Origin of the sequence: Limimaricola sp. (assembly GCF_016125575.1) — a bacterium.
Classification (GTDB): Bacteria; Pseudomonadota; Alphaproteobacteria; order Rhodobacterales; family Rhodobacteraceae; genus WGLM01.
In genome coordinates, this window is the sequence record NZ_WGLM01000007.1 from 106949 (window position 1) to 129659 (window position 22711).

A 22711-nucleotide genomic window follows, 5' to 3' on the forward strand; every position below is an offset into this window, starting at 1 on the left:
CCCCGGCGACCGGTCTAGCCCACGTCGGTCCTGCCGCGCCGGTCGTGGCGGAGGTTGGCGTAAAGGACGTGGTTGCGCCAGCGCCCGGCGATCTGAAGATAGCTTTGCGCGACGCCCTCGTACTTGTAGCCGCAGCTTTCCAGAAGGCGGCGCGATGGCACGTTTTCCGGCAGGCAGCCCGCCTCGATCCGGCTGAGGTCCATGCGATTGAAAGCATGATGCACCAGCGCAAGGATCGCCTCATGCATGTAGCCCTGCCGGGCATGTGGCGCGCCGATCCAATAGCCGGTCGTGCCTGCCTGCGCCGGGCCGCGCCGGATGTTGTCCAGTGTGATCGCCCCTAGCAGGACCTGATCCTCACGCCGGATCAGGAAGAGCGGCACCGCGGTACCGTTGGCGATGGCGCGCTGCGCCCAGTAGACCCGGTTGGTGAAGGACTTGCGCGACAGGTGGTCGGCAGCCCAGGTCGGCTCCCACGGCTTGAGGAACTCGGCGCTGTCGCGGCGCAGGTCGGACCAGGCACGGTAATCGGAATGGGCGGGGGGCCGCAGCGTCAGCCGCTCTGTCTCCAGCGTCAGCTTCCGCCGCGCCCCCAACATCACGCGGCAAGCCTTGCGCGGATCTCCTCCAGCGTCGGCGCGGCCTTTGCCGGGCCATAAAGCGCCAGCGCCGTCCCGGTCTGGCCCGCCATGCGCGCCGCAAAATCGCGCACATCCGCGGTGGTGACGGATTCGATCCGGTCGATCACCTCGTCGAGCGCGGGAATGCGCTCCCAGATCGACAGCAGGCGTGCCAGACGCTCAGCCCGGCTGGAGGGGCTTTCCAGCCCCATCAGAAGGCCCGCCTTCATCTGCGCACGGGCGCGGGCCACCTCGGCCTCTGTCATGTCGTCGGCGGCGCGTTTCATCTCGTCGATGGTGAGGTTGGCAAGGCCCTCGATCTCGCCTGCCGAAGTGCCGGCATAGATCGTGGTCATGCCGGTGTCGGCGTAGGCCCCGGCCTGCGCGAAGATAGTGTAGCAAAGGCCGCGGTTCTCGCGCACCTCCTGAAACAGGCGCGACGACATGCCTCCGCCCAGCGCCGTAGCGTAGATCTGCGCGGTATAGATCATCGGGTCGCGGTAATCGGGGCCTTCGAGGGCCAGCGCGAAATGCACCTGCTCCAGCGGCTTGATTTCCCGCCGCTCGCCGCCCCTGAACCGGGCCGGTTGCAGCAACTCTGGCGCGCGGGTGACAGGAACCATGTGCCCGAACAGCGCCTCGGCCTGTCGCACAATGGCATCGTGATCGACGGCGCCGGCGGCGGAAAGAACCATTTGCCCGGGCCCGTAATGTTCGGTCACAAAGCGGGTCAGGTCGGTGCGGCCAAAACCGCTGACACGCTCGGCGGGGCCAAGGATGGTGCGCCCGATCGGCTGGTCCGGATAGGCCGCCTCTTGCAGCCAGTCGAAGACGATATCATCGGGCGTATCCAGGGCCTGCCCGATCTCCTGCAGGATCACCCCGCGCTCTACCTCGATCTCGTCCGGCGAAAACAGCGGGTTGAGCAGGATGTCGGCGATCACGTCGAGGCCCAGCGCCACGTCCTCTTCCAGCACGCGGGCGTAGTAGGCCGTCATCTCGCGGCTGGTATAGGCGTTGATATAGCCGCCGACGTCCTCGATCGCCTCGGCGATCTGCAACGCGGTGCGCCGCGCGGTGCCCTTGAAGGCCATGTGTTCGAGGAAATGCGCGATGCCGTTCTGCTCGGCCCGTTCATGCCGGCCCCCGGCCAGCACCCAGATGCCGATGGAGGCCGATTTCAGGCTTGGCATACGCTCGGTCACGATGCGCAGGCCATTGGGCAGGGTGTGCAGTTGGACACTCACGCGCAGATCTTCTCCCGGATCAGGGTTTCGAGCGATGTCAGGTCGTTGGCCACCCGCGTCACCCGTTCCGGCCGGTCATACAGGTCTGCCATGCGCGGGGGAAGGGGGGGGCGTTGCCCGCAGGCCGCCTCGACGGCGTCGGGGAACTTGGCGGGGTGCGCGGTGGCCAGCGTGACCATCGGGGTGGCGCCCAGATGATCCTCGGCCACGCGCACGCCGACGGCGGTATGCGGGCATATCACCTCGCCCGTGGTGGCGGCGATCCGGGCGATCGTGGCGCGCGTTTCGTCCTCGGATACCGCGCCGCTGGCGAAGGTCTCGCGCAGCATTTCCAGCGCACCCTGCGAGATGGTGAACCCGCCCGATTTCTGCAGTTCGGCCATCTGGGCGGCGACCACCGCGCCGTCGCGCCCATAGGCCTCGAACAGCGCGCGTTCGAAGTTGGAGCTGACCTGAATGTCCATCGACGGGCTGATCGACGGCCGCACGCCTTCTTTCTTCTGGATGCCGGTCGTCAGCGTGCGGTGCAGGATGTCGTTCTGGTTGGTGGCCACCACGAGCCGCTCGATCGGCAGGCCCATCCGCCGGGCGATGTAGCCCGCGAAGATGTCGCCGAAATTGCCGGTAGGCACGGTGAAGCTGACGGCGCGATGCGGCGCGCCAAGGCTGACGGCAGCAGTGAAGTAATAAACCACCTGCGCCAGCACCCGGCCCCAGTTGATGCTGTTCACACCCGCAAGGTTCACCCCGTCGCGGAAGGCGAAATCGTTGAACATGTCCTTCAGCCGCGCCTGGCAATCGTCGAAATCGCCATCAAGGGCGAGGGCGTGGACATTCGCCTCGGCCGGCGTGGTCATCTGCCGGCGCTGCACCTCGCTGACCCGGCCATGCGGGAAAAGGATGAACACATCGACATTCGACAGCCCCTTGAACGCCTCGATCGCGGCCGATCCGGTATCGCCCGAGGTGGCGCCGACGATGGTGATGCGGTTGCCGGAACGGGTCAGCGCGGCCTGGAACATCTGGCCGATCAGCTGCATCGCGAAGTCCTTGAAGGCCAGTGTCGGCCCGTGGAACAGCTCCAGCAGGAAATGGTTGGGGGCCAGCTGTTTCAGCGGCGCGCGGGCGGGATGGCCGAAACCGGCATAGGCCCGCGCGATCAGGTCGCGGAACTGCGCCTGGGGGAACGTGTCGCCCACGAAGGGCGCCATCACGCGAAAGGCCACCTCTTCGTAGCTCTGACCGGCCAGCGCGGCGATGTCGCCAGCACTCATCTGCGGCACGGTTTCGGGCACATAAAGGCCGCCATCGCGGGCCAGCCCGGTCATCATCGCCTCTTCAAAGCCCAGCACCGGGGCCGCGCCGCGGGTGGAGACATAGCGCATCGGGCTCAATCCTTTCGTCGCAGGGTCCGGCGGATCAGCAGGACCGTCATCGCGGCCCATGCCAGTGCCATCAGGAACCAGGTGATCGCGTATTGCAGGTGATTGTTCGGAATTCCGAGCGAGTCTATCGGCAATGGCGTCACGCCGAGGTCGTTTGGCGACAGGGCGGAGGCGACGATCATCACGGGATCGGTGCCCAGCGCCACCGACATCGTGGGGACATCACGTGCGAACCAGATGTTCGAGGCGTCCGGCGCAGGTGTGAAACTGTCCTTTTCCTGCGGCCAGTTGAGATTGCCCGTCACCGTCAGCGGCGTCGCCGGGCGCGGCTGATCCTTGTTGGGCTGCGGCACGAAACCGAGATCGACCATGATCTTGCGCCCGTCATCCGTGACGAAGCCCGAGATGATCCGGTAGCCCGGCCCCAGCACCTCGGTCGAGGTCAGCACGTCAAGCTCTTGCCCCGTCGTATGACCAACGACCGTGACCGGGCGAAAGCGGTCCTTGTCGGGGTCGGGCGTGGCGGGCAACGGTGCCGGAGGTGCTGCCATCCGCGCTGCAATCTCGGCCAGCATGGCCTCTTTCCAGTGCAGGCGCTGGACCTGCCAGATGCCCAGCCCGCACAGCACCGAAATGCCGAACAGCCCAAGAAGGACCGGAAAGATCACCCGGCGCATCGGCCAGCCTCCGTGAAAGGGAAACGCGCGAGCCTGCCCGCGCGTTCCAAATTCGTTTTGTCAGTGGTCCCGCAGCGCGGGCCGGCCGCGGCTCAGGCGCTGCCCCAGATGTAAACGGCGGCAAAGAGGAAGAGCCACACGACGTCAACGAAGTGCCAGTACCATGCGGCTGCTTCAAAGCCCACATGCTCGTCCTTGGTGAAGTGGCCCTTGTAGACGCGCAGCAGACAGACGGCGAGAAAGATCGTCCCAATGATGACGTGCGCGCCGTGGAAACCCGTCGCCATAAAGAAGGTTGCGCCGTAGATGTTGCCCGAGAAGCCAAAGGTGGCGTGGCTGTATTCGTAGGCCTGGAAGAAGGTGAAGAGTGCGCCAAGGATGATCGCCAGGATCAAGCCCGACTTCACGTCGTCGCGGTTATCCTCATGCACCAGCGCATGGTGCGCCCATGTCGCCGCGGCCCCCGAGCAAAGCAGGATCAGCGTGTTGATCAGCGGCAGATGCCAAGGGCTGAAGGGTTCGATCCCTGCCGGCGGCCAGACGCCATCGACGGCCGGATAATTCGGCCCCATTGGGTACATCGCGTTCTTGAAGAAGGCCCAGAACCACGCCGCGAAGAACATCACTTCGGACATGATGAACATCATGAAGCCGTAACGCAGGCTGATGCGCACCACCGGCGTATGTTCGCCCGTCTGCGCCTCGCCGATCACGTCGGCCCACCAGCCGTACATGGTGTAAAGCACCACGGCGAGGCCGATCAGGAAGAGGTACGGGCCGTTGTGATGCATCCACATCACCGCCCCGAAGAGCATGGTGAAGGCACCCACCGCCCCGATAAAGGGCCAGACGGATGGGGGCAGAATCTGGTAGTCGTGGTTCTTTTCGTGCGCCATGTCGGTCGTTCCCTGCGGCTTCAGTCTGTTATCGTTGTGGCGGCTTGCGGCGCCGGTGTCAAAGTGGCGGTCATGCCGGGCTCCAGCGCGGCCTCTTGCGCACGGGCCTCATGGCCGGGCGGAAGGTCGATCTGGTAGAAGGTGTAGCTCAGCGTGATCGTGTGGACGTGCTTTGCATCGGGGTCGTTCACGATCGCCGGGTCAACATAAAAACTGACCGGCATCTGCACCCGCTCACCCGGCTGCAAAACCTGCTCGGTGAAGCAGAAGCACTGGATCTTGTCGAAATAGCTGCCCGCGGCATAGGGCGTGACGTTGAAGGCGGCCTGCCCGGCCACTGGCCGGTCGGTGGGGTTGAACGCCTCGAAGAAGGCAAGCCCCGTTTCGCCGATGCGCAGCGTCATCTGCCGTGCGACAGGTTTGAAGCGCCACGGCATGTCGGCCGCGGTGCTGCCGTCAAATCGGATGTTCACGCTCTGGTCGAGGATCACATCGCTCGCGGCTGCCACACGCTCGGTCGCGCCGCCGTAGCCGGTGACGCGGCAGAACCAACTGTAGAACGGCACCGCGGCCCAGGCCAACGCGCCCATCACAACGACAACGCCAACAAGGCCTAGCGCCGTCTTCTGGGTGCCCGGCATGTTGCGGACGCGGTCAAGCATCAGGATTTGCCCCCGGTCCCGGTGGCGCTGGCGGGGGGCAAGGCCGGGATGTTCTGGGGCTGCAGGACATGATCATAGCCCTCAAGCTTGTTCACGTCGCCCAGTTGCATGACCTTGACGACCGTGAGGCCGAAGACCAAGGCAACGAAACCGGCCAGCAGCAGGCCCACGCCCACGTTGCGGCCCAGTCGCCGGGTATGCAGTTCATGCTCGACGTGGATTGCCATTTTTCACCAGCCCCCAAAGCCCATGGCGTGCAGCGCTGCCTCGGCGACCAGCGCGCCGAAGGACAAGAACAGGTAGCTCAGCGAATGGCGGAACACCCGCTTTTCCATGGCATACTTGTCCGCCTCGGCCTGCGTCTCGTCGCGTTTCCAGATCATCCATGCACCCCAGAGAAAGCGCGCGTTCAGCACTGCGGCGACCACAAGGTAAAGCGGCCCGCCGATCGAGGTGAACCCAAGTGCCAGTGACACCGGGGCGAGCAGGATCGTGTAGGCAAGGATGTGGTTGCGCGTCACCCGCCGGCCATGCGTTTCGGTCAGCATCGGCACGTTGGCATCGCCGTAGTCAGACTTGACGAACAGCGCCAGCGCCCAGAAATGCGGCGGTGTCCACATGAAGATCAGCGCGAACATCAGCGCCGATTCCAGGCTGACGCTGCCGGTGGCCGCGGCCCAGCCGATCATCGGCGGAAACGCCCCTGCGGCACCGCCGATGACGATGTTCTGCGGCGTCGCGCGTTTCAGCCACATCGAGTAGACGACGGCATAGAAGAAGATCGTGAAGGCCAGCAGGCCCGCGGCAAAAAGGTTCGTCGCCAGCGCCAGCAGCACCACGGCAAAGCCCGACAATGCCAGGCCCAGCGCCAGCGCATCGCCCGGCGCGACCCGTCCCGCCGGGATCGGCCGCTTGGCCGTGCGCCGCATCAGCGCGTCGATATCGGCGTCCCACCACATGTTCAGCGCGCCCGAGGCGCCGGCGCCGACCGCGATGCACAGGATCGCCACGAAGCCGATGAAGGCGTTGACATGGACCGGCGCAACCATGAGGCCCGCCAGTGCCGTAAACACCACAAGCGACATCACCCGCGGCTTCATCAGGGCGAAATAATCGCCCAGGCCCGGCTCGGTGGTCGCGGTATCGAGACTGACGTCGCTCATCTTCATCCTTTGCGAAAAGGCCGTGGTCCGCAGGCGGACCACGCCTCATGCCATCTGCACCTTGCGGACGGGGCCAGCCGCCCGCCGGCCGTCCCGGATCAGGAGGCCGGGTTCTGCACCTTGGCGGCGGCCAGCCATTCGTCGTAGGCCTGTTGGCTGACAACCTTGACAGTGATCGGCATGGCCGAATGGGCCTGACCGCACAACGCACTGCACTGGCCGAAATAGATCCCTTCCTTGTCGGCCTTGAACCAGACCTCGGCCAGACGCCCCGGCACCGCCGCGATATGGACACCGAAGCTGGGGATATAGAAGCCGTGGATCACGTCGCCGCCGGTCACCTGCACGACCACGGTCTTGTTGACCGGCACGACAAGCGCGTTATCGGCGGCAAGGCGGAACTCGGCGTCGGTATAGCCGGCCTTGTGCAGCTCGTCGCTGATCGCGGGGCTGAGGTTACCCTCGCCAGTGCCGATCATGTAGCTGTCGAAGATGACCTTGTCGTCGGGGTATTCATAGGTCCAGTACCACTGGTGGCCGGTGACCTTCACCGTCATGTCGGCCTGCGGGATCTCTTCCTGCTTGAACAGCACCGGCAGCGAGAACGCCCCGATGAAGACAAGGATCACGACCGGAACGATCGTCCATGCGATTTCCAGCGGCGAGTTATGGGTGAACTTGGCCGGCGTCGGATTGCTGCGGCTGTTATAGCGCACGGCAACCCAGATCAGCAGCAGCGTCACGAAGATGGTGATGCAGGTGATGATCGTCAGGATCATCCCGTCCAGCCAATGAACATCGCGGGCCATCTCGGTGCCCGAGGTCTGGAAACCGGTGCCACCTGCGGTCGGCGCACCGACGATCGACAGCTTTTCGTTGACCTCCTGCGCCGCGGCAACCTGCGCGGCAAGGATCAGGCCACTAGCGGCCGCAAACGTGGATTTCAGTGTGGATAGTCGCATTCTCGTTCCCTGTCTTTCCGTGCGGGCCACCGGTCCGCGCTGGCTACGCCGTGCGCCCCGCTTCCCTGTGGCCCGGAAACGGCCGGATCACAAGGTACGGAATCCCGTTGTATCTCGAAGTGCTGATCCCATATCCTGACGGACAACTCAAGCATGCCTGTTGCGGCAAAGGGACGCTTTTTGCCTCCCTCCCGTGCCGCGCGTGCCACCCCGCCAGCCCCTGCGCCCGCGCGAAAGGAGACCCGCCGATGAGTGATGACCGCTTCCGCCCTTTCGAAACCATGCTGGACGAAGGCACCGCGCTGGGCCTGCTTCAAGAAGCTGTGGCAGGCGCCGACGATGGTGAGTTGTTCCTTGAAAGACGCCGTTCCGAGGTGCTGTCCTTCGATGACGGGCGGATTCGTACGGCCAGCTATGACGCCGCCGAAGGCTTTGGCCTGCGCGCTGTGCGCGGCGAAACGGCCGGCTACGCCCACTCGACCACGATCGATGAGGCAAGCCTGCGGCGCGCCGTCGCCACCGCCCGGTTGGCGGTTGGCAATGGCGGCGGAACGCTTGCCGACGGTCCGCGCGCCACCAACCGCCATCTTTACACCGACGCCGATCCGATGCTGCAGGCGACCTTTCCGGCCAAGGTGGACGTGCTGCGCGAGATCGACGCCTTCGCGCGCGATCTGGACCCCCGCGTCGTGCAGGTATCCGCCAGCCTTGCCGCCTCGTTGCAGGAGGTCGTGATTCTTCGGCCCGAGGGGACGCTGGTGTCGGATATTCGTCCGATGTCGCGGCTCAACGTCAGCGTGATCGTCGAGGAGAACGGCCGGCGCGAAAGCGGCAGCGCCGGGGCGGGCGGACGCGCCGGACTGATCGGGCTGATCGCACCCGATCACTGGAAGGACGCCACGCGCGAGGCACTGCGCATTGCGCTGGTCAATCTGCGGGCCGAAGCAGCGCCCGCCGGCGTGATGGACGTGGTGCTGGGACCCGGCTGGCCCGGCATCCTGTTGCACGAGGCGATCGGCCATGGCCTTGAAGGCGATTTCAACCGCAAGGGCACGTCCGCTTTCGCCGGTCTGATGGGCCAGCAGATTGCCGCCAAGGGCGTGACCGTGCTGGACGACGGAACCATCCCGGATCGGCGCGGTTCGCTTACGGTCGATGACGAGGGCACGCCGTCGGGCAAGAACGTGTTGATCGAGGATGGTGTGCTGGTGGGCTACATGCAGGACCGCCAGAACGCGCGGCTGATGGGCGTGGCCCCCACAGGCAACGGGCGGCGCGAAAGCTATGCGCACATCCCGATGCCGCGGATGACGAACACCTACATGCTGGCCGGCGGGGCCGATCCCGACGCGCTGGTGGCCGAACTGGACGACGGCATTCACGCCGTGGGCTTCGGCGGCGGTCAGGTGGACATCACCAGCGGCAAGTTCGTCTTTTCCTGCACCGAGGCCTACCGCGTGAAAAACGGCAAGCGCGGCGCGCCGGTCAAAGGCGCGACGCTGATCGGCGACGGCGCGACCGCGCTGAAAAAGATCCGCGGCATCGGCAACGATCTGGCGCTCGACCCCGGCATCGGCAATTGCGGCAAGGGCGGTCAATGGGTGCCGGTTGGCGTCGGCCAGCCCAGCCTTCTGATCGGCGGCCTGACGGTGGGCGGTGCGGGCGGCTAACGCGCGCAGTTGCTGCAGAAGGGCGTTTCGGGGACGGCATCCAGGCGGGCAGGTTCGATCTCGGCCCCGCACTTGGTGCAATAGCCGTATTCGCCGCTATCGAGACGCGCCAGCGCGGCGTCGATCCGGGCAATTTCCGTCGCGGCCGAGCGGCCCATCTGTTCGAGCACCTCGTCTGTCTCCCGTTCGACGGCCTGCTCTTCCCAGTCGGGATCGGCGTGTTCTTCCAGTTCGGCCTCCACCTCGCGGCTGCGCTGAAGCAACTCGGCGCGGCGTGCGTTCAGCTGGGCGCGGCGATCTGTGTCGGTCATGCGAAATCTCCCCGTTGCGATGGCCGAGCGTGACACGGGCCGCCATCCCGCCACATTGACAAGGATCAACATCGGGCCGGCTGGTGAATTTACCCAAGGGGCCGAAAAGCCCTTCGTCGTTCATCCCCTGTTAACCACTCCGCCGCTAGAGAGGTCGGGCAGCAGACGGAGTTTAGGATGACCGAAGAACGCTCTTCTTCCACTCACCCCCAACTCCCACCCACCACGGAAGATGAAAGGTTTTCCTGGCTTCGCCTGTTGCGCTCGCGCCGGGTCGGCGCGACGACATTCCACCGTCTGCTGGCAGATCATGGCAGCGCGCAAGCAGCGCTGGAGGCGCTGCCGGAGGTGGCCCGGGCCGCCGGCGTCGACGACTACTCCATCTGCCCTGAAGGCGTCGTTGCGGCCGAGATCAAGGCGGGACGCGCGGCCGGCGCGCGGCTGATCTTTCATGGCGAGCCAACCTATCCGGCCGCGCTGGCCGATCTGGCCGATGCGCCGCCTTTTCTCTGGGCGCTGGGCGATGTCGGCCTTCTGGGGCGCCCGATGGTCGCGTTGGTGGGCGCGCGCAACGCGTCTTCACTGGGGCTGCGGATGGCCCGGCGGCTGGCGACCGATCTTTCAGAGGCGGGCTATGTCATCGTTTCAGGTCTTGCGCGCGGAATCGATGCCGCCGCCCACGCCGGCAGCCTGCCCGGCGGCACCATTGCGGTTCAGGCCGGCGGTGTCGACGTGATCTATCCGTCGGAAAATGCCGATCTCGCGCACGAAATTGGCGCGCGCGGCCTGCGCCTGTCGGAACAGCCGATGGGCCTGCAGCCGCAGGCGCGCCATTTCCCCACGCGCAACCGCATCGTCTCGGGGCTGGCGCAGGCCGTCGTCGTGGTCGAGGCGGCTGCGAAATCGGGCAGCCTGATCAGCGCCGAGGCCGCTCTGGCACAGGGGCGCGAGGTGCTGGCAGTGCCCGGCCACCCGTTCGATGCGCGCGCGTCTGGCTGCAACATGCTGATCCGGGATGGCGCAACGCTGGTGCGCTCGGCTGCAGATGTCATCACGGCGCTGGGCGTCCCTGTCCCCGCCCCTGCACCCGCCGCAACACCGCGCGCGGTACCTCCTCCACCCGCGCCACGGACGCCGCGGCCCGGGTTGCGCGCTGTCGCGGCCCTGCACCGCCAGATACTCGATCGGCTCGGTCCCTCGCCATTGGCCGAAGACCAGCTGATTCGCGACCTCAAGGTCTCGCCCGGTACAGTCGCCCCGGTGCTGATCGACCTTGAACTGGACGGGCGCATCGCGCGCCAGCCCGGCGGCCTGCTGTCGCGCACCGACTGAGCGGCAACGGGCCCGGTTTGCGCCTTGGCGCCTGCCATGCTGACGCGCCGGCGCCACACCCGGCCGTGCCTCCGTCAGCCTTGCCCCTTGCCTGTCCCTGCACCGGGCGCCTAACAGTGCGGCGATGGGACAGGATCTTCGCACCGCCTTGCATGTCACCAGTGTGGTCGGGCTGGTCCTCGCCGCCGCGATGCTGATTCCGACCGCGGTCGACCTTGGCGTGACCGGCGAGCACTGGCAAGAGTTCGGCCTGTCGGCCCTGCTGACCGGACTGTTCTGGCTGCTGATCGCGATGGCCACCTACGGCGCAAAGACCACGTTCACCCCCCGCTTCGGCATCATTCTGGTCAATATGCTGTGGTGGGGCATCACCGTGTCAGTGATTGCACCGCTGGTGCTGGGCCCTGCGCAACTGAGCATCGCCGCGGCGATCTTCGAGACCGCGTCGGGCTTTACCACGACCGGCTCGACCGTGCTGACCGGACTTGACCACCTCGACAGCGGTACGCTGGTCTGGCGCTCGCTGCTGCAATGGTTCGGCGGGACAGGCATCCTGTCGCTGGGGCTGATCGTGCTGCCCTTCCTCAACGTGGGCGGTCTGCAACTGTTCCGGCTGGAAAGCTCTGACCGCTCGGAAAAAGTGCTGCCGCGCGCCGCCGCGATCATCCGCGCCATCGTGGTGATCTACGTGGGCCTGACGGCGGCCTGCGCGCTGGGCTACCGGCTGACCGGAATGTCGCCCTTCGACGCGATCAACCACGCGATGACCACATTGTCGACGGGCGGCTTCTCGACCCACGATTCCTCGATGGGTTTCTTCCCCAACAGCGCCACGCTGTGGGTTGGCTCGGTCTTCATGGCGCTGGCGGGGTTGCCCTTCACGCTTTTCGTAGCGCTGTTTCTGTCGCGCAAGAACCTCAAACTCGATCCGCAGGTCGTGTGGTTTTTTGCCATTATCGCAGGCGCTGTCGCGCTGTTGCTGGTGGCTCGGGACGGCGCCACCTCTCCAACGCCGCGCTCGTTGTCCGAAGACGTGTTCAACGTCATTTCGATCTTGACGACCACGGGCTATGCCGCGGGCGACTATACGGCATGGGGCAGTCTGTCGGGGCCGCTTTTCTTCACGCTCACTTTCTTTGGCGGCTGTGCGGGCTCAACCGCCGGGGGGCTGAAGATCTACCGGCTGATCGTGCTGGCCAAGATGGTGAACGTCTCGCTGAAAGAACTGATCCATCCGCACGGCGTCTTCCCTTTGCGCTACGGGCGCGAACGGATCGACCCGGTCATCTTCAACGCCTCGCTGGTGATGAGCGCCAGTTTCGCCGGTGTGCTGGCGATGAGCACGCTGGTACTGGCCGCGCAGGGCAACGATTTCGTCACGGCCGTGTCAGGCGCGCTGACGGCGCTGGCCAACGTCGGCCCGGGGCTGGGCGATGTCATCGGGCCGGCCAGCACGTTTCAGAGCTTGCCCGACGCATCACTTCTGGTGCTGGCGATCTGCATGATCGTGGGACGGCTGGAGATCATGGTGGTGCTGGCGCTTTTCATGCGGTCGCTCTGGCGCTGACGGCAGGCTCACGGAGCTGCGTCCGGCCTTGCCCCAGCCTTGCCATTGACATTCGGCACCGCCCCCCCACATGGTCCGCGCCCAATCCGTTCGGTTGAAAAGTCAGGTAGCCCATGCCCGTCGTCGTCGTCGAATCCCCGGCCAAGGCCAAGACAATCAACAAATATCTCGGGTCCGACTACACGGTGCTGGCCTCGTTCGGCCATGTCCGAGACCTGCCACCAAAGAACGGATCGGTTAATCCGGACGACGATTTCGCGATGCTGTGGGAGATTTCGCCCGACAGCCGCAAACACGTCAAGGCCATCGCGGATGCGCTGAAAGACGACAACGCGCTGATCCTCGCGACCGACCCCGACCGCGAGGGCGAAGCCATCTCGTGGCACCTGCAAGAAGCGCTGACCGCGCGCAAGGCGATCCGCAAGGACACCGCCGTCAGCCGCGTGACCTTCAACGCGATCACCAAGTCCGCCGTGACCGAGGCGATGTTGCATCCCCGGCAAGTCGACGCACCTCTGGTCGAGGCCTACCTGGCGCGTCGCGCGCTGGACTATCTCGTCGGCTTCGAGCTTAGCCCTGTCCTCTGGCGCAAGCTGCCCGGCGCGAAATCGGCGGGTCGGGTCCAGTCCGTCTGCCTGCGCCTGATCGTCGAGCGCGAGATGGAGATCGAGGCGTTCCGGGCGCAGGAATACTGGACCGTCAAGGCGATCCTGACCACCCCGCGCGGGCAGGAATACGAGGCACGGCTGACCCATTACGCGGGCCGCAAACTCGACAAGTTCGATCTTGCCAACGCCACGCAGGCGGACCTTGCCGTGCAGGCGATCAAGGCGCGTGACCTGACCGTGCAGTCAGTCGAGGCCAAGCCCGCCACGCGCAACCCCGCGCCGCCCTTCATGACCTCGACCCTGCAACAGGAGGCCAGCCGCAAGTTCGGCATGGGCGCAAAGGCCACGATGAGTGCCGCGCAACGCCTCTACGAGGCCGGCCTGATCACCTACATGCGGACCGACGGCATCGACATGGCGCCCGAGGCGGTAATGGCCGCGCGCGACGCGATCCGTGAAAAGTTCGGCGAGAAATACCTTCCGTCCAGCCCGCGGATGTACAAGAACAAGGCCAAGAACGCGCAAGAAGCGCATGAATGCATCCGGCCTACCGACATGATGCTGTCGGCCGAAAAGCTGCGCATCTCGGATGCCGATCAGCGCAAGCTTTATGACCTGATCTACAAGCGCACGCTGGCCAGCCAGATGGCCGCCGCGCAACTGGAACGCACGACAATCGACGTGGGCAGTGCGGACGGGCAGGTCATGTTGCGTGCCACGGGTCAGGTCGTGCTCTTCGAAGGGTTCATCGCGATCTACGAAGAAGGTCGTGACGATTCGGTCGTCGACGATGATGAGGGCCGTCTGCCGCAGATCATGCAGGGCGAGGCAGCCGCCAAGAAGGACGTAACGCCCGAACAGCATTTCACCCAGCCGCCGCCGCGCTATACCGAGGCGACGCTTGTCAAGCGGATGGAAGAGTTGGGGATCGGCCGCCCCTCGACCTATGCCAGCATTGTCACGACGATCCAGGACCGCGATTACGTCAGCAAGGACAAGGGCCGGTTGATCCCGCAGGACAAGGGCCGGCTGGTGATCGCCTTCCTGTCGAACTACTTCCGTCGCTACGTCGAATACGACTTTACCGCCGATCTGGAAAACCAGCTCGACGAGGTCAGTTCAGGCGAGGCCGAGTACAAGGCCGTGCTTCGCCGCTTCTGGCGCGATTTCAAGGCGGCACTGGACGAAACCGCCGACCTGCGCATCGGCGAGGTTCTGGAGAAGATCAACGAAGTCCTTGCGCCGCACCTCTTCCCGCCGAAGGAAGACGGCAGCGACCCGCGGCTATGCCCGGTCTGCCACAAGGGGCAGCTCTCGATGCGCACCGCGCGTTCGGGCGGGGCATTCATCGGCTGTTCGAATTACCCCGAATGCCGCTACACCCGTCCATTCGGCCCGCCGGGCATGGAAGAGACAGCGATTCCGCCCGATGGCCGCCTTCTGGGCCATGACGAGGGCGACGCGATCACGCTGCGTGACGGCCGCTTCGGGCCCTACGTCCAGCGCGGCGAGGCAACCGAGGATGTGCCCAAGCCGCCGCGCGCCAGCCTGCCCAAAGGCTGGGAGCCGGACAGTATCGACCTTGAAAAAGCGCTGATGCTTCTGAACTTGCCGCGTGAAGTCGGGCCGCATCCCGACGACGGCGTGATGATCGAGGCGGCAATCGGCCGTTTCGGGCCCTACGTCAAGCACGGCACGACCTATGCCAACATCAAGGATGTCGACGAGGTCTTCACCATCGGCATGAACCGCGCCGTCGAAGTGCTGGCGCAAAAGAAGGCCGGGCGCGGTGGGCGCGGCGCGGCGGCTGCACCGCTCAAGGAGTTGGGCGAGCATCCCGAGGGTGGCGCGTTGGCGGTCATGGAGGGTCGCTATGGCCCTTACGTGAAGTGGAACAAGGTCTTCGCGACAATCCCCAAGGACACTGACCCAAAGGACGTGACCTTCGACATGGCCGTCGAATTGGTCAACGAGAAGGCCGCGAAAAAGGGCAAGAAACCTGCCCGGAAAACCGCGGCGAAGCCAAAGGCCGCCGCCAAGAAGACCACCGCGAAAAAGACCACTGCGAAAAAGACACCAGCCCGCAAGACTGCGGCCAAAAAGGGCGAGGGCTGAGCGCCGCGCCGCAGCATTGACTCTGCCCGGGGCCAGCGCCACAAGTTTGCCAAACGCGCAAGAGGTCCCGATGAAGAAGATCTATCCTTCCGCCGCCGCAGCACTCGACGGGTTGCTGCATGATGGCATGCTGATCGCCGCCGGCGGCTTTGGCCTTTGCGGCATTCCCGAACTGCTGCTTGAAGCGATCCGCGATGCCGGCACGAAGAATCTGACCTTCGCCTCCAACAATGCGGGCGTCGATGATTTCGGCATCGGGATTCTGCTGCAAACCCGGCAGGTGAAGAAGATGATCTCGTCCTACGTTGGCGAGAATGCCGAGTTCATGCGGCAATACCTCTCGGGCGAGCTGGAACTGGAATTCAACCCGCAAGGCACGCTGGCCGAGCGGATGCGCGCGGGCGGCGCAGGCATCCCGGGCTTCTACACCAAGACGGGCGTGGGGACGGTGATTGCCGAGGGCAAGGAACACAAGGATTTCAACGGCCAGACCTACATCCTCGAACACGGGATCTTCGCTGATCTCGCCATCGTAAAGGCGTGGAAGGCCGACGCGACCGGCAACCTCGTATTCCGCAAGACCGCCCGTAACTTCAACCCGCCCGCGGCGATGTGCGGCAAGGTCTGCGTGGCCGAGGTGGAAGAAATCGTTCCCGTCGGCAGCCTCGACCCCGACCATATCCACCTGCCCGGCATCTACGTGCATCGCCTCGTGCAGGGCGAGCACGAAAAACGGATCGAACAGCGCACGACGCGCAAGAAGGAGGAGGCGTGATGGCGGATCCGATCAAGGGCTGGACGCGCGACCAGATGGCCGCCCGCGCCGCGCAGGAGCTGCAGGACGGCACATATGTCAACCTCGGCATTGGCATCCCGACGCTTGTCAGCAATTACATTCCCGAAGGCGTCGAAGTGACGTTGCAATCCGAGAACGGGATGTTGGGCATGGGCCCATTCCCGTTCGAGGGCGAAGAGGATGCCGACCTGATCAATGCCGGAAAGCAGACCATCACAGAGCTGCCCAAGACCGCCTATTTCGACAGCGCGACCAGCTTTGGTATGATCCGCGGCGGCAAGATCGCGATGGCGATCCTCGGCGCGATGGAAGTTAGCGAAACCGGTGATCTGGCCAATTGGATGATCCCCGGCAAGCTGGTGAAGGGCATGGGCGGCGCGATGGATCTTGTCGCGGGCGTGGGTCGGGTCGTCGTGGTGATGGACCACACGTCCAAACACGGTGAATCGAAGGTGCTCAAGGCCTGCACCCTGCCGCTGACCGGCAAGGGTGTTGTGGACCGCATCATCACCAACCTCGGCGTGCTCGACGTGGCGCACAAGGGGCTGCAGGTGGTGGAGCTTGCCCCCGGCGTCACCTACGAGGATATCGTCGCGGCCACCGAAGCGACGGTCGTCTGAACGGGCCGCGGTTTCATCTTGCCCGAAATACTCCCGCCGGAGGCACCTGCCGCCTCGGCGGGGCGCACCGGACCGATTGTTTCGCGCTTGGCAACAACGTCATGATCTTGCCCCATTCTGTCGCTATCGGCGCACCGATGACGCACCCGATTCCCCTCCTTCCCCTGCCCTGCCACGCGCCGTTCCGGCGCGCCCGGAGGGCATGATGCGCTGGAAGGAGATGGAGCTTGCCGGCTGGGGCCGTGCGCTGAAAAGCACCGCCGCGGTCGCCCGGCCCGAACGGCGCTCGGCGCTGGCCGGCGCCGCGGCCCCCGCGATTGGCAATCGCCGCTCTTACGGCGACGCGGCCCTGAACGGCGGCGGCAAGGTCATCGACATGACGCGGCTCGACCGCGTGCTGGAACTGGAGGCCGCGACGGGTCTTCTGCGTGTCGAGGCCGGGGCGCGCATCGGTGAACTGGCCCAGCTGCTGGCGCCGCGCGGCTGGCTACCCGCGGTGATGCCTGGCACCGGCTTTGCCACCGTGGGCGGCTGCATCGCGATGGATGTGCACGGCAAGAATCACCACGGCGCCGGCAGCTTCGGCATGCATCTGGCCGAGATCGAGTTGATCGTCGGGGGCGAGGCGCGGCCGATCGGCCCCGACGATCCGCTTTGGCGCGCCACCATCGGCGGGCTGGGGCAGACAGGCATCATTACAGCGGCCACGCTGCGGCTGATCCCGGCCAAGGGCCGCACGATGCGCGTGCGCGAACAGCGCGTCGAGGGCTGGGACGAGCATATCGCGCTCCTCGATTCCAGCGACGCGAGCTACACCGTGGGCTGGATCGACGCGACCGCAACCGGCGCCCGGCTTGGCCGCGGCATCCTTGAGGAGGGCGAGATTTCGGACGCGTCGCTGCCGCCGGCGGGCCGGTCGCGCAAGGTGCCACTGGATGCGCCGGGCTTTGCGCTGTCCTCGCCTGTGGTGCGGGTCTTTAATGCTGCCTACTATGCCCGCGTTCCGGCGCAGGGGCGCACCGTCACCCGCGCGCAGGCCGATTTCTTCTTTCCGCTCGACCGGATCCATGACTGGAACCGGCTTTACGGCAAGCGCGGCTTTCACCAGTTCCAGTGCGTCGTGCCCCCCGCGCAGAAAGACGCGCTGCGCGACATGCTGCGCGCCATCGCACAGTCGGGCCTGGCCTCGCCGCTGGCGGTGCTCAAACGCATGGGACCGGGGCGCGCCGGGATGCTGTCCTTCCCGATGGAGGGCTACACGCTGGCCGTCGACTTTCCCAACCGCGCCGCCGCGCGCAGCCTGATTGCCGCGCTCGAGGATCTCGCCATCGCGGCAGAGGGGCGGATTTACTTCGCTAAGGATTCGCTGGCCGGGGCCGCGCAGGTCCGCGCGATGTATCCCGAACTTGCTGACTGGCAGGCCGCCGTAAGCGCCGCCGATCCCGACCGCGCGCTGGAGACTGACATCGTCCGCCGTCTGCGCCTGAGGGACCCGGCATGACAGAGACCTGGATCATCCTGGGCGCGACCTCGTCGATCGCGCGGGCCTTCATCCGGCAAGAGGCCGCGAACGGTTCGGGCTTTCTCCTTTGCGGTCGCGACATGGACGACATCGCCGCCACCGCCGCCGATGCCCGGCTGCGCGGCGCGCCGATGGCCGAGGCAATGGCCTTCGACGCCCGCCAGCCCGACACCTTCGCCCCCATCCTCGACCGGGCCGCGTCGCTGAGCGGCGCCGTTTCGGTCGCGGTCTTCGTGGGCTCGATGCCTGAGCAGGCCGCCATCGACGCCGATCCCGCGATGATCGCGGGCGTGGTGACCGACAGCTTTACCGGCCCCGCCCAGTTCCTCACAGCCATCGCACCGATGATGGAAACTCGCGGCGCCGGCCGCGTGGTTGGCGTGGGTTCCGTCGCGGGCGACCGGGGGAGGCTGGGCAATTATGTTTACGGCGCCTCCAAGGCGGGCTTTGCCACCTATCTTTCGGGCCTGCGCAACCGGCTGGGCCGGTCGGGCGTGCATGTGATGACGGTCAAGCCCGGCCCGGTCGACACCGCGATGACCTGGGGCGGGCCGAAACAGCCCCTTTCGACAACGCCCGAGGTGGTGGCGCGCGACATTGCCCGCGGACTCGCCAAGCGCCGCAACGTGATCTACACGGCCGGCATCTGGCGGCTGGTGATGGCAGTGGTTCGCGCGATCCCGGAACCGATCTTCAAGAAGATGACGTTCTGAGGGACGCCTTGTCATAGGCCGGCCCGGCACGATAGGGGTCCGCCGATGACCCGCCCTGCCCTGACAACGCTCTCCGATTTGACCCGCGCGGGCCTTGCCGACCCGGCAGCAGAGCCGGTCTTGGCGCGTGTCGCCGAGACGTTCCGCATCCGCATCTCGCCCGCCATGCAGGAGGCAATGGAAACGCCGGACGACCCGGTCGGGCGACAATTCGTGCCGGACGCTGCCGAACTGACAATTCGGCCCGAAGAGCGCACCGATCCCATCGGCGACCGCGCGCACAGCCCTGCCCCGGGCCTGACCCACCGCTACCCCGACCGGGTAATCCTGCATGTCACGCAGACCTGCGATGTCTATTGCCGCTTCTGCTTCCGGCGCGAAACCGTCGGCGCGGCGGGGCCCCTGCCCGCGCCCGAACTTGCCGCCGCACTGGACTACATCGCGGCGACCCCCGCAGTGCGCGAGGTGATCCTGACCGGAGGCGACCCGCTGACGCTGTCAGCGCGGCGGCTGGGCGCGCTGCTGGGACGCTTGGCCGGGATCGCGCATGTCAGCGTCACCCGGCTGCACAGCCGCGGCCCCGTCGTGGCGCCAGAGCGCATCACACCTGCACTGATCGCCGCCTTGCGCGCGCACCCCGCGACCTACCTCGTCGTGCATATCAACCACGCGCAGGAACTGACGCCCGCCGCCCGCGCGGCGCTGGCACGGCTGGCGGAGGCGGGCATCCCGCTGCTGTCGCAAACGGTGCTGCTGCGCGGGATCAACGATGACCCGGCCACGCTGGAAGAGTTGTTTCGCAGCCTCGTCGCGTTGCGGGTCAAGCCCTACTACCTGCACCACTGCGACCTAGCGCGCGGCACGGGGCATTTCCGCACGACGCTGGCCGAGGGGCAGGTGATCATGGCGGCGTTGCGCGGGCGGCTGTCGGGGCTGGCGCTGCCGACCTATGTCCTCGACATCCCCGGCGGGCACGGCAAGGTGCCCATCGGCCCCGACTACCTGGTGCGTGATGGCGCGGGCTGGCAGGTGACCGACCCCGCCGGGCACCACCACCGCTACGACGATCCGGCGCGCTAGCCGAAAAAGCGCGGCCAGAGGCCCGCGGCAAAGAACATCAGCGCCAGCGTGATCAGAAGCAGCCCGATGCCGCGCTTGTCGCGCAAGGCAAAAACGATCGGGTCATAATCCTGCTGACCGAAATAGCCCAGACGGATCATCCGGAACAGCCACGCGCCGATCGGAATCTCGGCCATCCAAAGCAGCCATTGGTTGGGATAAAGCGCGCGAGCCTGATCGCTGAAGGAATACATGAAGAAGATCACCATCGCACCGGCCATGCCCAGGCTTGCCACGTTCAACAGGTCGCCCCGGTCCAGACGGCCATAGCCGCGCCCCGGCAACCGCTCGTCAGTCTTGGCCAGCGTCAGTTCGGTCAGACGCTTGACGCAGCCCAGTGTCAGGAAGACCGGGAAGATGAAGACCAGCATGAAGACCGAAGCATCAACCTGGCTTGCTGCCGCCCCTGCAACGACGCGCAGTGTGTAAAGCGCCGCAAGTGTGGCGATATCGACCCAGCGCAGCCGCTTGAGCCGCAGCGAATACGCCAGGCTGAGGATCATGTAGAGCACCACGACGCCAAGGAATTTCCATCCCAGTGCGGCACCGATGCCCAGCGCCAGCAGACCCAGAACACCGCAGGCAACCATGCCCGCCGCGATCGGCACCTTGCCGCTGGCAAAGGGGCGGCGGCATTTGGTCGGGTGCAGCCGGTCTGCCTCGAGATCAAGCAGATCGTTGACGATGTAGATGCACGAGGCCGCCGCCGAGAAGGCGACGATGCCCAGCAGCACCAGCAACAGCGGCGCAAGGCCGAAATCCTGTGCTGCCAGCATCGGCAGGATCAGCAGCGCGTTCTTGACCCACTGGTGGGGGCGCATCGCCCGCGCAAGGTCAACCCAGCGCCAGCCGTGGGCCAGTTCGGTCACGCCAACGCGTCCACCCGCAAGCTTGCGTGCGGCCCCGCCCGCATGGCCCACGACGATGGCATGGCCGCTGGCCTGCCAGACCGGCAGGTCGGTGCGCGAGTCGCCGGCGTAAATGAACTCTCCCTTGCCGAAAATGTCTGTCAGTGCGCTTGCCTTCGCCTCACCCCGCAGATTGGTCACCCCGTCCGAGGCAAGTACCCCGTCCATGCCGGCGTGATCGGCCAGCGGGCCGACCAGACTGATGTCCGAAGCCGAGGCGAGGATCACCTCGCGTCCCTCACCGCGAGCGCCTTCGGCCAGCTCAGCCACTTGCGCGTTGACCGGCAGCAGGTCCACCCGCAGGGGTGCGATCCGGGCAAGGGCGGCCTTCAGCGCGGCGCGGTCGCGCATGTGCGCGAAGACCGCCCGCAACGTGGCCAGCGGCGCACGGCCAAGGCCCGCCCAGAAACACTCCATCAGCATGTCAGTGCGCAGAAAGGTACCGTCGACGTCCAGCACCAGCGGTCGGGTATCGGGCAAGGGTGTCAGCCTCCGTTCACGGCAAAGACGCAGCCGTCGGTCATCAATTCCGGTGGTGTCATGCACAATCCTCGCGCCACCTGCCATGCGGCGAGGACTTTTGGAACATAGGATCGCGTCTGGGGAAAGTCGGGAACGCCGGAATTGTCGCGGATCGCCCCCTCGCCCGCGTTGTAGCCGGCCAGAACAAGGATGGGATCGCGCGCAAAACGGGTCATCAGGAAATCGAGATAGGCCACACCGCCCTTGATGTTGTCGCTTGCGGCCAGACTGTCGGCCACGCCAAAGCGGGTGGCTGTGTCGGGCATCAGCTGCATCAAACCCTGTGCGCCGGCCTTGCTGACCGCTGCGGTCTCACCACTGCTTTCGACAGATATCACCGCAAGCACCAGCGCGGGCGACACCTGCGTGCCCACGGTGGCGGCCAGAATCTCGCGTCCGTGGGCGCTTGCGATCGCCTGAAGGTCCTGCAGGCGCGGCTGGGGCACCTGCTGTCCTGCGGGGGCCGCGCTCAATGCCCGCAGCGCGGGGTCGAGCCGTCCCGGTCCGCTATCGGCAAGCCGCGGGGAGATCTGCGACCAGAACCAGTCGTCGACCGGGGCGGGCGCTGCGGCATCGGGGGTGGCAGGCTCTTCCGGCGCGGATGGCGGCGTGGCAGGGCGTGCTGCCAGCATCGCGGCCTGTTCGGCCGGATCGATCTGCACGGTGATGCGCCGCGAGCTGCCCGGCGGCGGCACCTTGACCATGTGAAAGGTGAAATCCGTTGCGGGCGCTGATTGCGCCCAAAGCCCGACCGGCGCGACAAGCGCACAACCCAGAACTGCCCCGCATGCCAGGCCCTGCAACCATCGCGTCATACGCGCTCTGCCTCGTCATATTCTTCTTGACACCAGCATCGCAAAAAACCGCGCCCGCGCATAGCCGGTGCCGATCAGCCCCCGCCATTTGCGCGGCAGGGCGCGCAAACAGGCAACGCAGCGCATCGAAACGCGCCAAAAAAGCAAATTCTTTCTATTACATTTCAATGCGTTAAATAAATGATAACGAAATATTGTCGTGCTTCAAGATTGTACGATTGATGCCCAAATCCCGCCCCATTCCACGGGCTATATCACAGCATCCAAGACGGAGACTGTGCCAGTGAGGCAGGTGCAGGCGGATCCGACGAGGACCTAATTGAGCAACCCTTGTGGAGAAACTGACATGCTGAACTTCATCAAAAACTTCCGCGCCGACGAAGATGGCGCCGTCACCGTTGACTGGGTCGTGCTGACCGCCGCCATCGTCGGCCTCGGCATCGCCGTGATGGCCTCCGTCGGCCAAGGCACCACCGCGCTG

Annotated in this window: 21 protein-coding genes; 9 read left to right on the forward strand and 12 right to left on the reverse strand. The window is 65.8% G+C overall.

Annotated elements, in window-relative coordinates:
- Positions 1–14: 14 nt before the first annotated feature.
- From GC146_RS17600 to coxB, 9 genes are all read right to left on the reverse strand, one after another.
- Positions 15–599, reverse strand: a complete 585-nt coding sequence (locus tag GC146_RS17600; protein ID WP_291841408.1) for a GNAT family protein — start codon at positions 597–599, stop codon at positions 15–17.
- Entirely contained in the window at positions 599–1867 is a 1269-nt protein-coding gene (locus tag GC146_RS17605) for a pitrilysin family protein (RefSeq protein WP_291841409.1), read from the reverse strand. The genes GC146_RS17600 and GC146_RS17605 overlap by 1 nt, the downstream gene beginning before the upstream one ends.
- Positions 1864–3252 carry a threonine synthase gene (gene thrC, locus GC146_RS17610; RefSeq protein WP_291841410.1) on the reverse strand — a complete coding sequence of 463 codons (1389 nt, stop codon included), beginning with the start codon at positions 3250–3252 and terminating at the stop codon, positions 1864–1866. Before thrC ends, GC146_RS17605 begins: the two co-directional genes overlap by 4 nt.
- 5 nt (positions 3253–3257) lie before the next feature.
- Entirely contained in the window at positions 3258–3929 is a 672-nt protein-coding gene (locus GC146_RS17615; protein WP_291841411.1) for an SURF1 family protein, read from the reverse strand.
- Between the two features lie 92 nt (positions 3930–4021).
- The gene (locus tag GC146_RS17620) at positions 4022–4825 is read right to left on the reverse strand and encodes a cytochrome c oxidase subunit 3 (RefSeq protein ID WP_291841412.1); all 804 of its coding nucleotides are present in this window, start codon (positions 4823–4825) and stop codon (positions 4022–4024) included.
- 20 nt (positions 4826–4845) lie between these two features.
- Entirely contained in the window at positions 4846–5487 is a 642-nt protein-coding gene (locus tag GC146_RS17625; RefSeq protein WP_291841413.1) for a cytochrome c oxidase assembly protein, read from the reverse strand.
- Positions 5487–5714 carry a hypothetical protein gene (locus GC146_RS17630; RefSeq protein ID WP_291841414.1) on the reverse strand — a complete coding sequence of 76 codons (228 nt, stop codon included), beginning with the start codon at positions 5712–5714 and terminating at the stop codon, positions 5487–5489. Before GC146_RS17630 ends, GC146_RS17625 begins: the two co-directional genes overlap by 1 nt.
- Before the next feature lie 3 nt (positions 5715–5717).
- Positions 5718–6650 carry a heme o synthase gene (gene cyoE / locus GC146_RS17635; protein ID WP_291841415.1) on the reverse strand — a complete coding sequence of 311 codons (933 nt, stop codon included), beginning with the start codon at positions 6648–6650 and terminating at the stop codon, positions 5718–5720.
- A 98-nt stretch (positions 6651–6748) separates the two neighbouring features.
- Complete coding sequence (gene coxB, locus GC146_RS17640; protein WP_291841416.1) at positions 6749–7612, reverse strand: cytochrome c oxidase subunit II; 864 nt, start codon at positions 7610–7612, stop codon at positions 6749–6751.
- Between the two features lie 248 nt (positions 7613–7860).
- Between coxB and tldD the strand changes: the two genes are divergently transcribed.
- Positions 7861–9282: a metalloprotease TldD gene (gene tldD / locus GC146_RS17645; RefSeq protein WP_291841417.1), complete on the forward strand. Its 1422-nt coding sequence runs from the start codon at positions 7861–7863 to the stop codon at positions 9280–9282.
- Here tldD and GC146_RS17650 read toward each other — a convergent pair.
- The gene (locus GC146_RS17650) at positions 9279–9593 is read right to left on the reverse strand and encodes a TraR/DksA family transcriptional regulator (protein WP_291841418.1); all 315 of its coding nucleotides are present in this window, start codon (positions 9591–9593) and stop codon (positions 9279–9281) included. The genes tldD and GC146_RS17650 overlap by 4 nt on opposite strands.
- A gap of 177 nt (positions 9594–9770) precedes the next feature.
- Here GC146_RS17650 and dprA point away from each other — a divergent pair, with 177 nt between their 5' ends.
- The 8 genes from dprA to GC146_RS17690 all read left to right on the forward strand — a co-directional run bounded on the left by dprA (position 9771) and on the right by GC146_RS17690 (position 19946).
- The gene (gene dprA, locus GC146_RS17655) at positions 9771–10925 is read left to right on the forward strand and encodes a DNA-processing protein DprA (RefSeq protein WP_291841419.1); all 1155 of its coding nucleotides are present in this window, start codon (positions 9771–9773) and stop codon (positions 10923–10925) included.
- A gap of 124 nt (positions 10926–11049) precedes the next feature.
- Positions 11050–12492, forward strand: coding sequence for a TrkH family potassium uptake protein (locus tag GC146_RS17660; RefSeq protein ID WP_291841420.1), 1443 nt, complete (start codon positions 11050–11052; stop codon positions 12490–12492).
- Between the two features lie 113 nt (positions 12493–12605).
- Complete coding sequence (topA, locus tag GC146_RS17665) at positions 12606–15215, forward strand: type I DNA topoisomerase (RefSeq protein ID WP_291841421.1); 2610 nt, start codon at positions 12606–12608, stop codon at positions 15213–15215.
- A gap of 70 nt (positions 15216–15285) precedes the next feature.
- Complete coding sequence (locus GC146_RS17670) at positions 15286–15990, forward strand: CoA transferase subunit A (RefSeq protein WP_291841422.1); 705 nt, start codon at positions 15286–15288, stop codon at positions 15988–15990.
- Positions 15990–16631, forward strand: coding sequence for a 3-oxoacid CoA-transferase subunit B (locus GC146_RS17675; RefSeq protein ID WP_291841423.1), 642 nt, complete (start codon positions 15990–15992; stop codon positions 16629–16631). Before GC146_RS17670 ends, GC146_RS17675 begins: the two co-directional genes overlap by 1 nt.
- 202 nt (positions 16632–16833) lie before the next feature.
- Positions 16834–18132: an FAD-binding oxidoreductase gene (locus GC146_RS17680; RefSeq protein WP_363241837.1), complete on the forward strand. Its 1299-nt coding sequence runs from the start codon at positions 16834–16836 to the stop codon at positions 18130–18132.
- Complete coding sequence (locus GC146_RS17685; protein ID WP_291841424.1) at positions 18129–18866, forward strand: SDR family NAD(P)-dependent oxidoreductase; 738 nt, start codon at positions 18129–18131, stop codon at positions 18864–18866. The genes GC146_RS17680 and GC146_RS17685 overlap by 4 nt, the downstream gene beginning before the upstream one ends.
- A 45-nt stretch (positions 18867–18911) precedes the next feature.
- Entirely contained in the window at positions 18912–19946 is a 1035-nt protein-coding gene (locus GC146_RS17690) for a lysine-2,3-aminomutase-like protein (RefSeq protein WP_291841425.1), read from the forward strand.
- Here GC146_RS17690 and GC146_RS17695 read toward each other — a convergent pair.
- Both GC146_RS17695 and GC146_RS17700 read right to left on the reverse strand, forming a co-directional pair.
- Positions 19943–21373, reverse strand: coding sequence for a UbiA family prenyltransferase (locus GC146_RS17695; RefSeq protein ID WP_291841426.1), 1431 nt, complete (start codon positions 21371–21373; stop codon positions 19943–19945). The two genes, GC146_RS17690 and GC146_RS17695, sit on opposite strands and share 4 nt — an antisense overlap.
- 5 nt (positions 21374–21378) lie before the next feature.
- Positions 21379–22230, reverse strand: coding sequence for a lytic transglycosylase domain-containing protein (locus tag GC146_RS17700; protein WP_291841427.1), 852 nt, complete (start codon positions 22228–22230; stop codon positions 21379–21381).
- Between the last annotated feature and the right edge of the window lie 481 nt (positions 22231–22711).

Bases quoted from the DNA above. Each gene is read 5' to 3' on its own strand.
- GC146_RS17600 (WP_291841408.1), bottom strand. From the start codon at position 599: ATGTTGGGGGCGCGGCGGAAGCTGACGCTGGAGACAGAGCGGCTGACG.
- coxB (WP_291841416.1), bottom strand. From the start codon at position 7,612: ATGCGACTATCCACACTGAAATCCACGTTTGCGGCCGCTAGTGGCCTG.
- GC146_RS17690 (WP_291841425.1), top strand. From the start codon at position 18,912: ATGACCCGCCCTGCCCTGACAACGCTCTCCGATTTGACCCGCGCGGGC.
- GC146_RS17675 (WP_291841423.1), top strand. From the start codon at position 15,990: ATGGCGGATCCGATCAAGGGCTGGACGCGCGACCAGATGGCCGCCCGC.
- tldD (WP_291841417.1), top strand. From the start codon at position 7,861: ATGAGTGATGACCGCTTCCGCCCTTTCGAAACCATGCTGGACGAAGGC.
- GC146_RS17685 (WP_291841424.1), top strand. From the start codon at position 18,129: ATGACAGAGACCTGGATCATCCTGGGCGCGACCTCGTCGATCGCGCGG.
- GC146_RS17680 (WP_363241837.1), top strand. From the start codon at position 16,834: ATGATGCGCTGGAAGGAGATGGAGCTTGCCGGCTGGGGCCGTGCGCTG.
- topA (WP_291841421.1), top strand. From the start codon at position 12,606: ATGCCCGTCGTCGTCGTCGAATCCCCGGCCAAGGCCAAGACAATCAAC.
- GC146_RS17630 (WP_291841414.1), bottom strand. From the start codon at position 5,714: ATGGCAATCCACGTCGAGCATGAACTGCATACCCGGCGACTGGGCCGC.
- cyoE (WP_291841415.1), bottom strand. From the start codon at position 6,650: ATGAGCGACGTCAGTCTCGATACCGCGACCACCGAGCCGGGCCTGGGC.
- GC146_RS17660 (WP_291841420.1), top strand. From the start codon at position 11,050: ATGGGACAGGATCTTCGCACCGCCTTGCATGTCACCAGTGTGGTCGGG.
- GC146_RS17650 (WP_291841418.1), bottom strand. From the start codon at position 9,593: ATGACCGACACAGATCGCCGCGCCCAGCTGAACGCACGCCGCGCCGAG.
- GC146_RS17620 (WP_291841412.1), bottom strand. From the start codon at position 4,825: ATGGCGCACGAAAAGAACCACGACTACCAGATTCTGCCCCCATCCGTC.
- GC146_RS17615 (WP_291841411.1), bottom strand. From the start codon at position 3,929: ATGCGCCGGGTGATCTTTCCGGTCCTTCTTGGGCTGTTCGGCATTTCG.
- GC146_RS17700 (WP_291841427.1), bottom strand. From the start codon at position 22,230: ATGACGCGATGGTTGCAGGGCCTGGCATGCGGGGCAGTTCTGGGTTGT.
- GC146_RS17625 (WP_291841413.1), bottom strand. From the start codon at position 5,487: ATGCTTGACCGCGTCCGCAACATGCCGGGCACCCAGAAGACGGCGCTA.
- GC146_RS17670 (WP_291841422.1), top strand. From the start codon at position 15,286: ATGAAGAAGATCTATCCTTCCGCCGCCGCAGCACTCGACGGGTTGCTG.
- dprA (WP_291841419.1), top strand. From the start codon at position 9,771: ATGACCGAAGAACGCTCTTCTTCCACTCACCCCCAACTCCCACCCACC.
- thrC (WP_291841410.1), bottom strand. From the start codon at position 3,252: ATGCGCTATGTCTCCACCCGCGGCGCGGCCCCGGTGCTGGGCTTTGAA.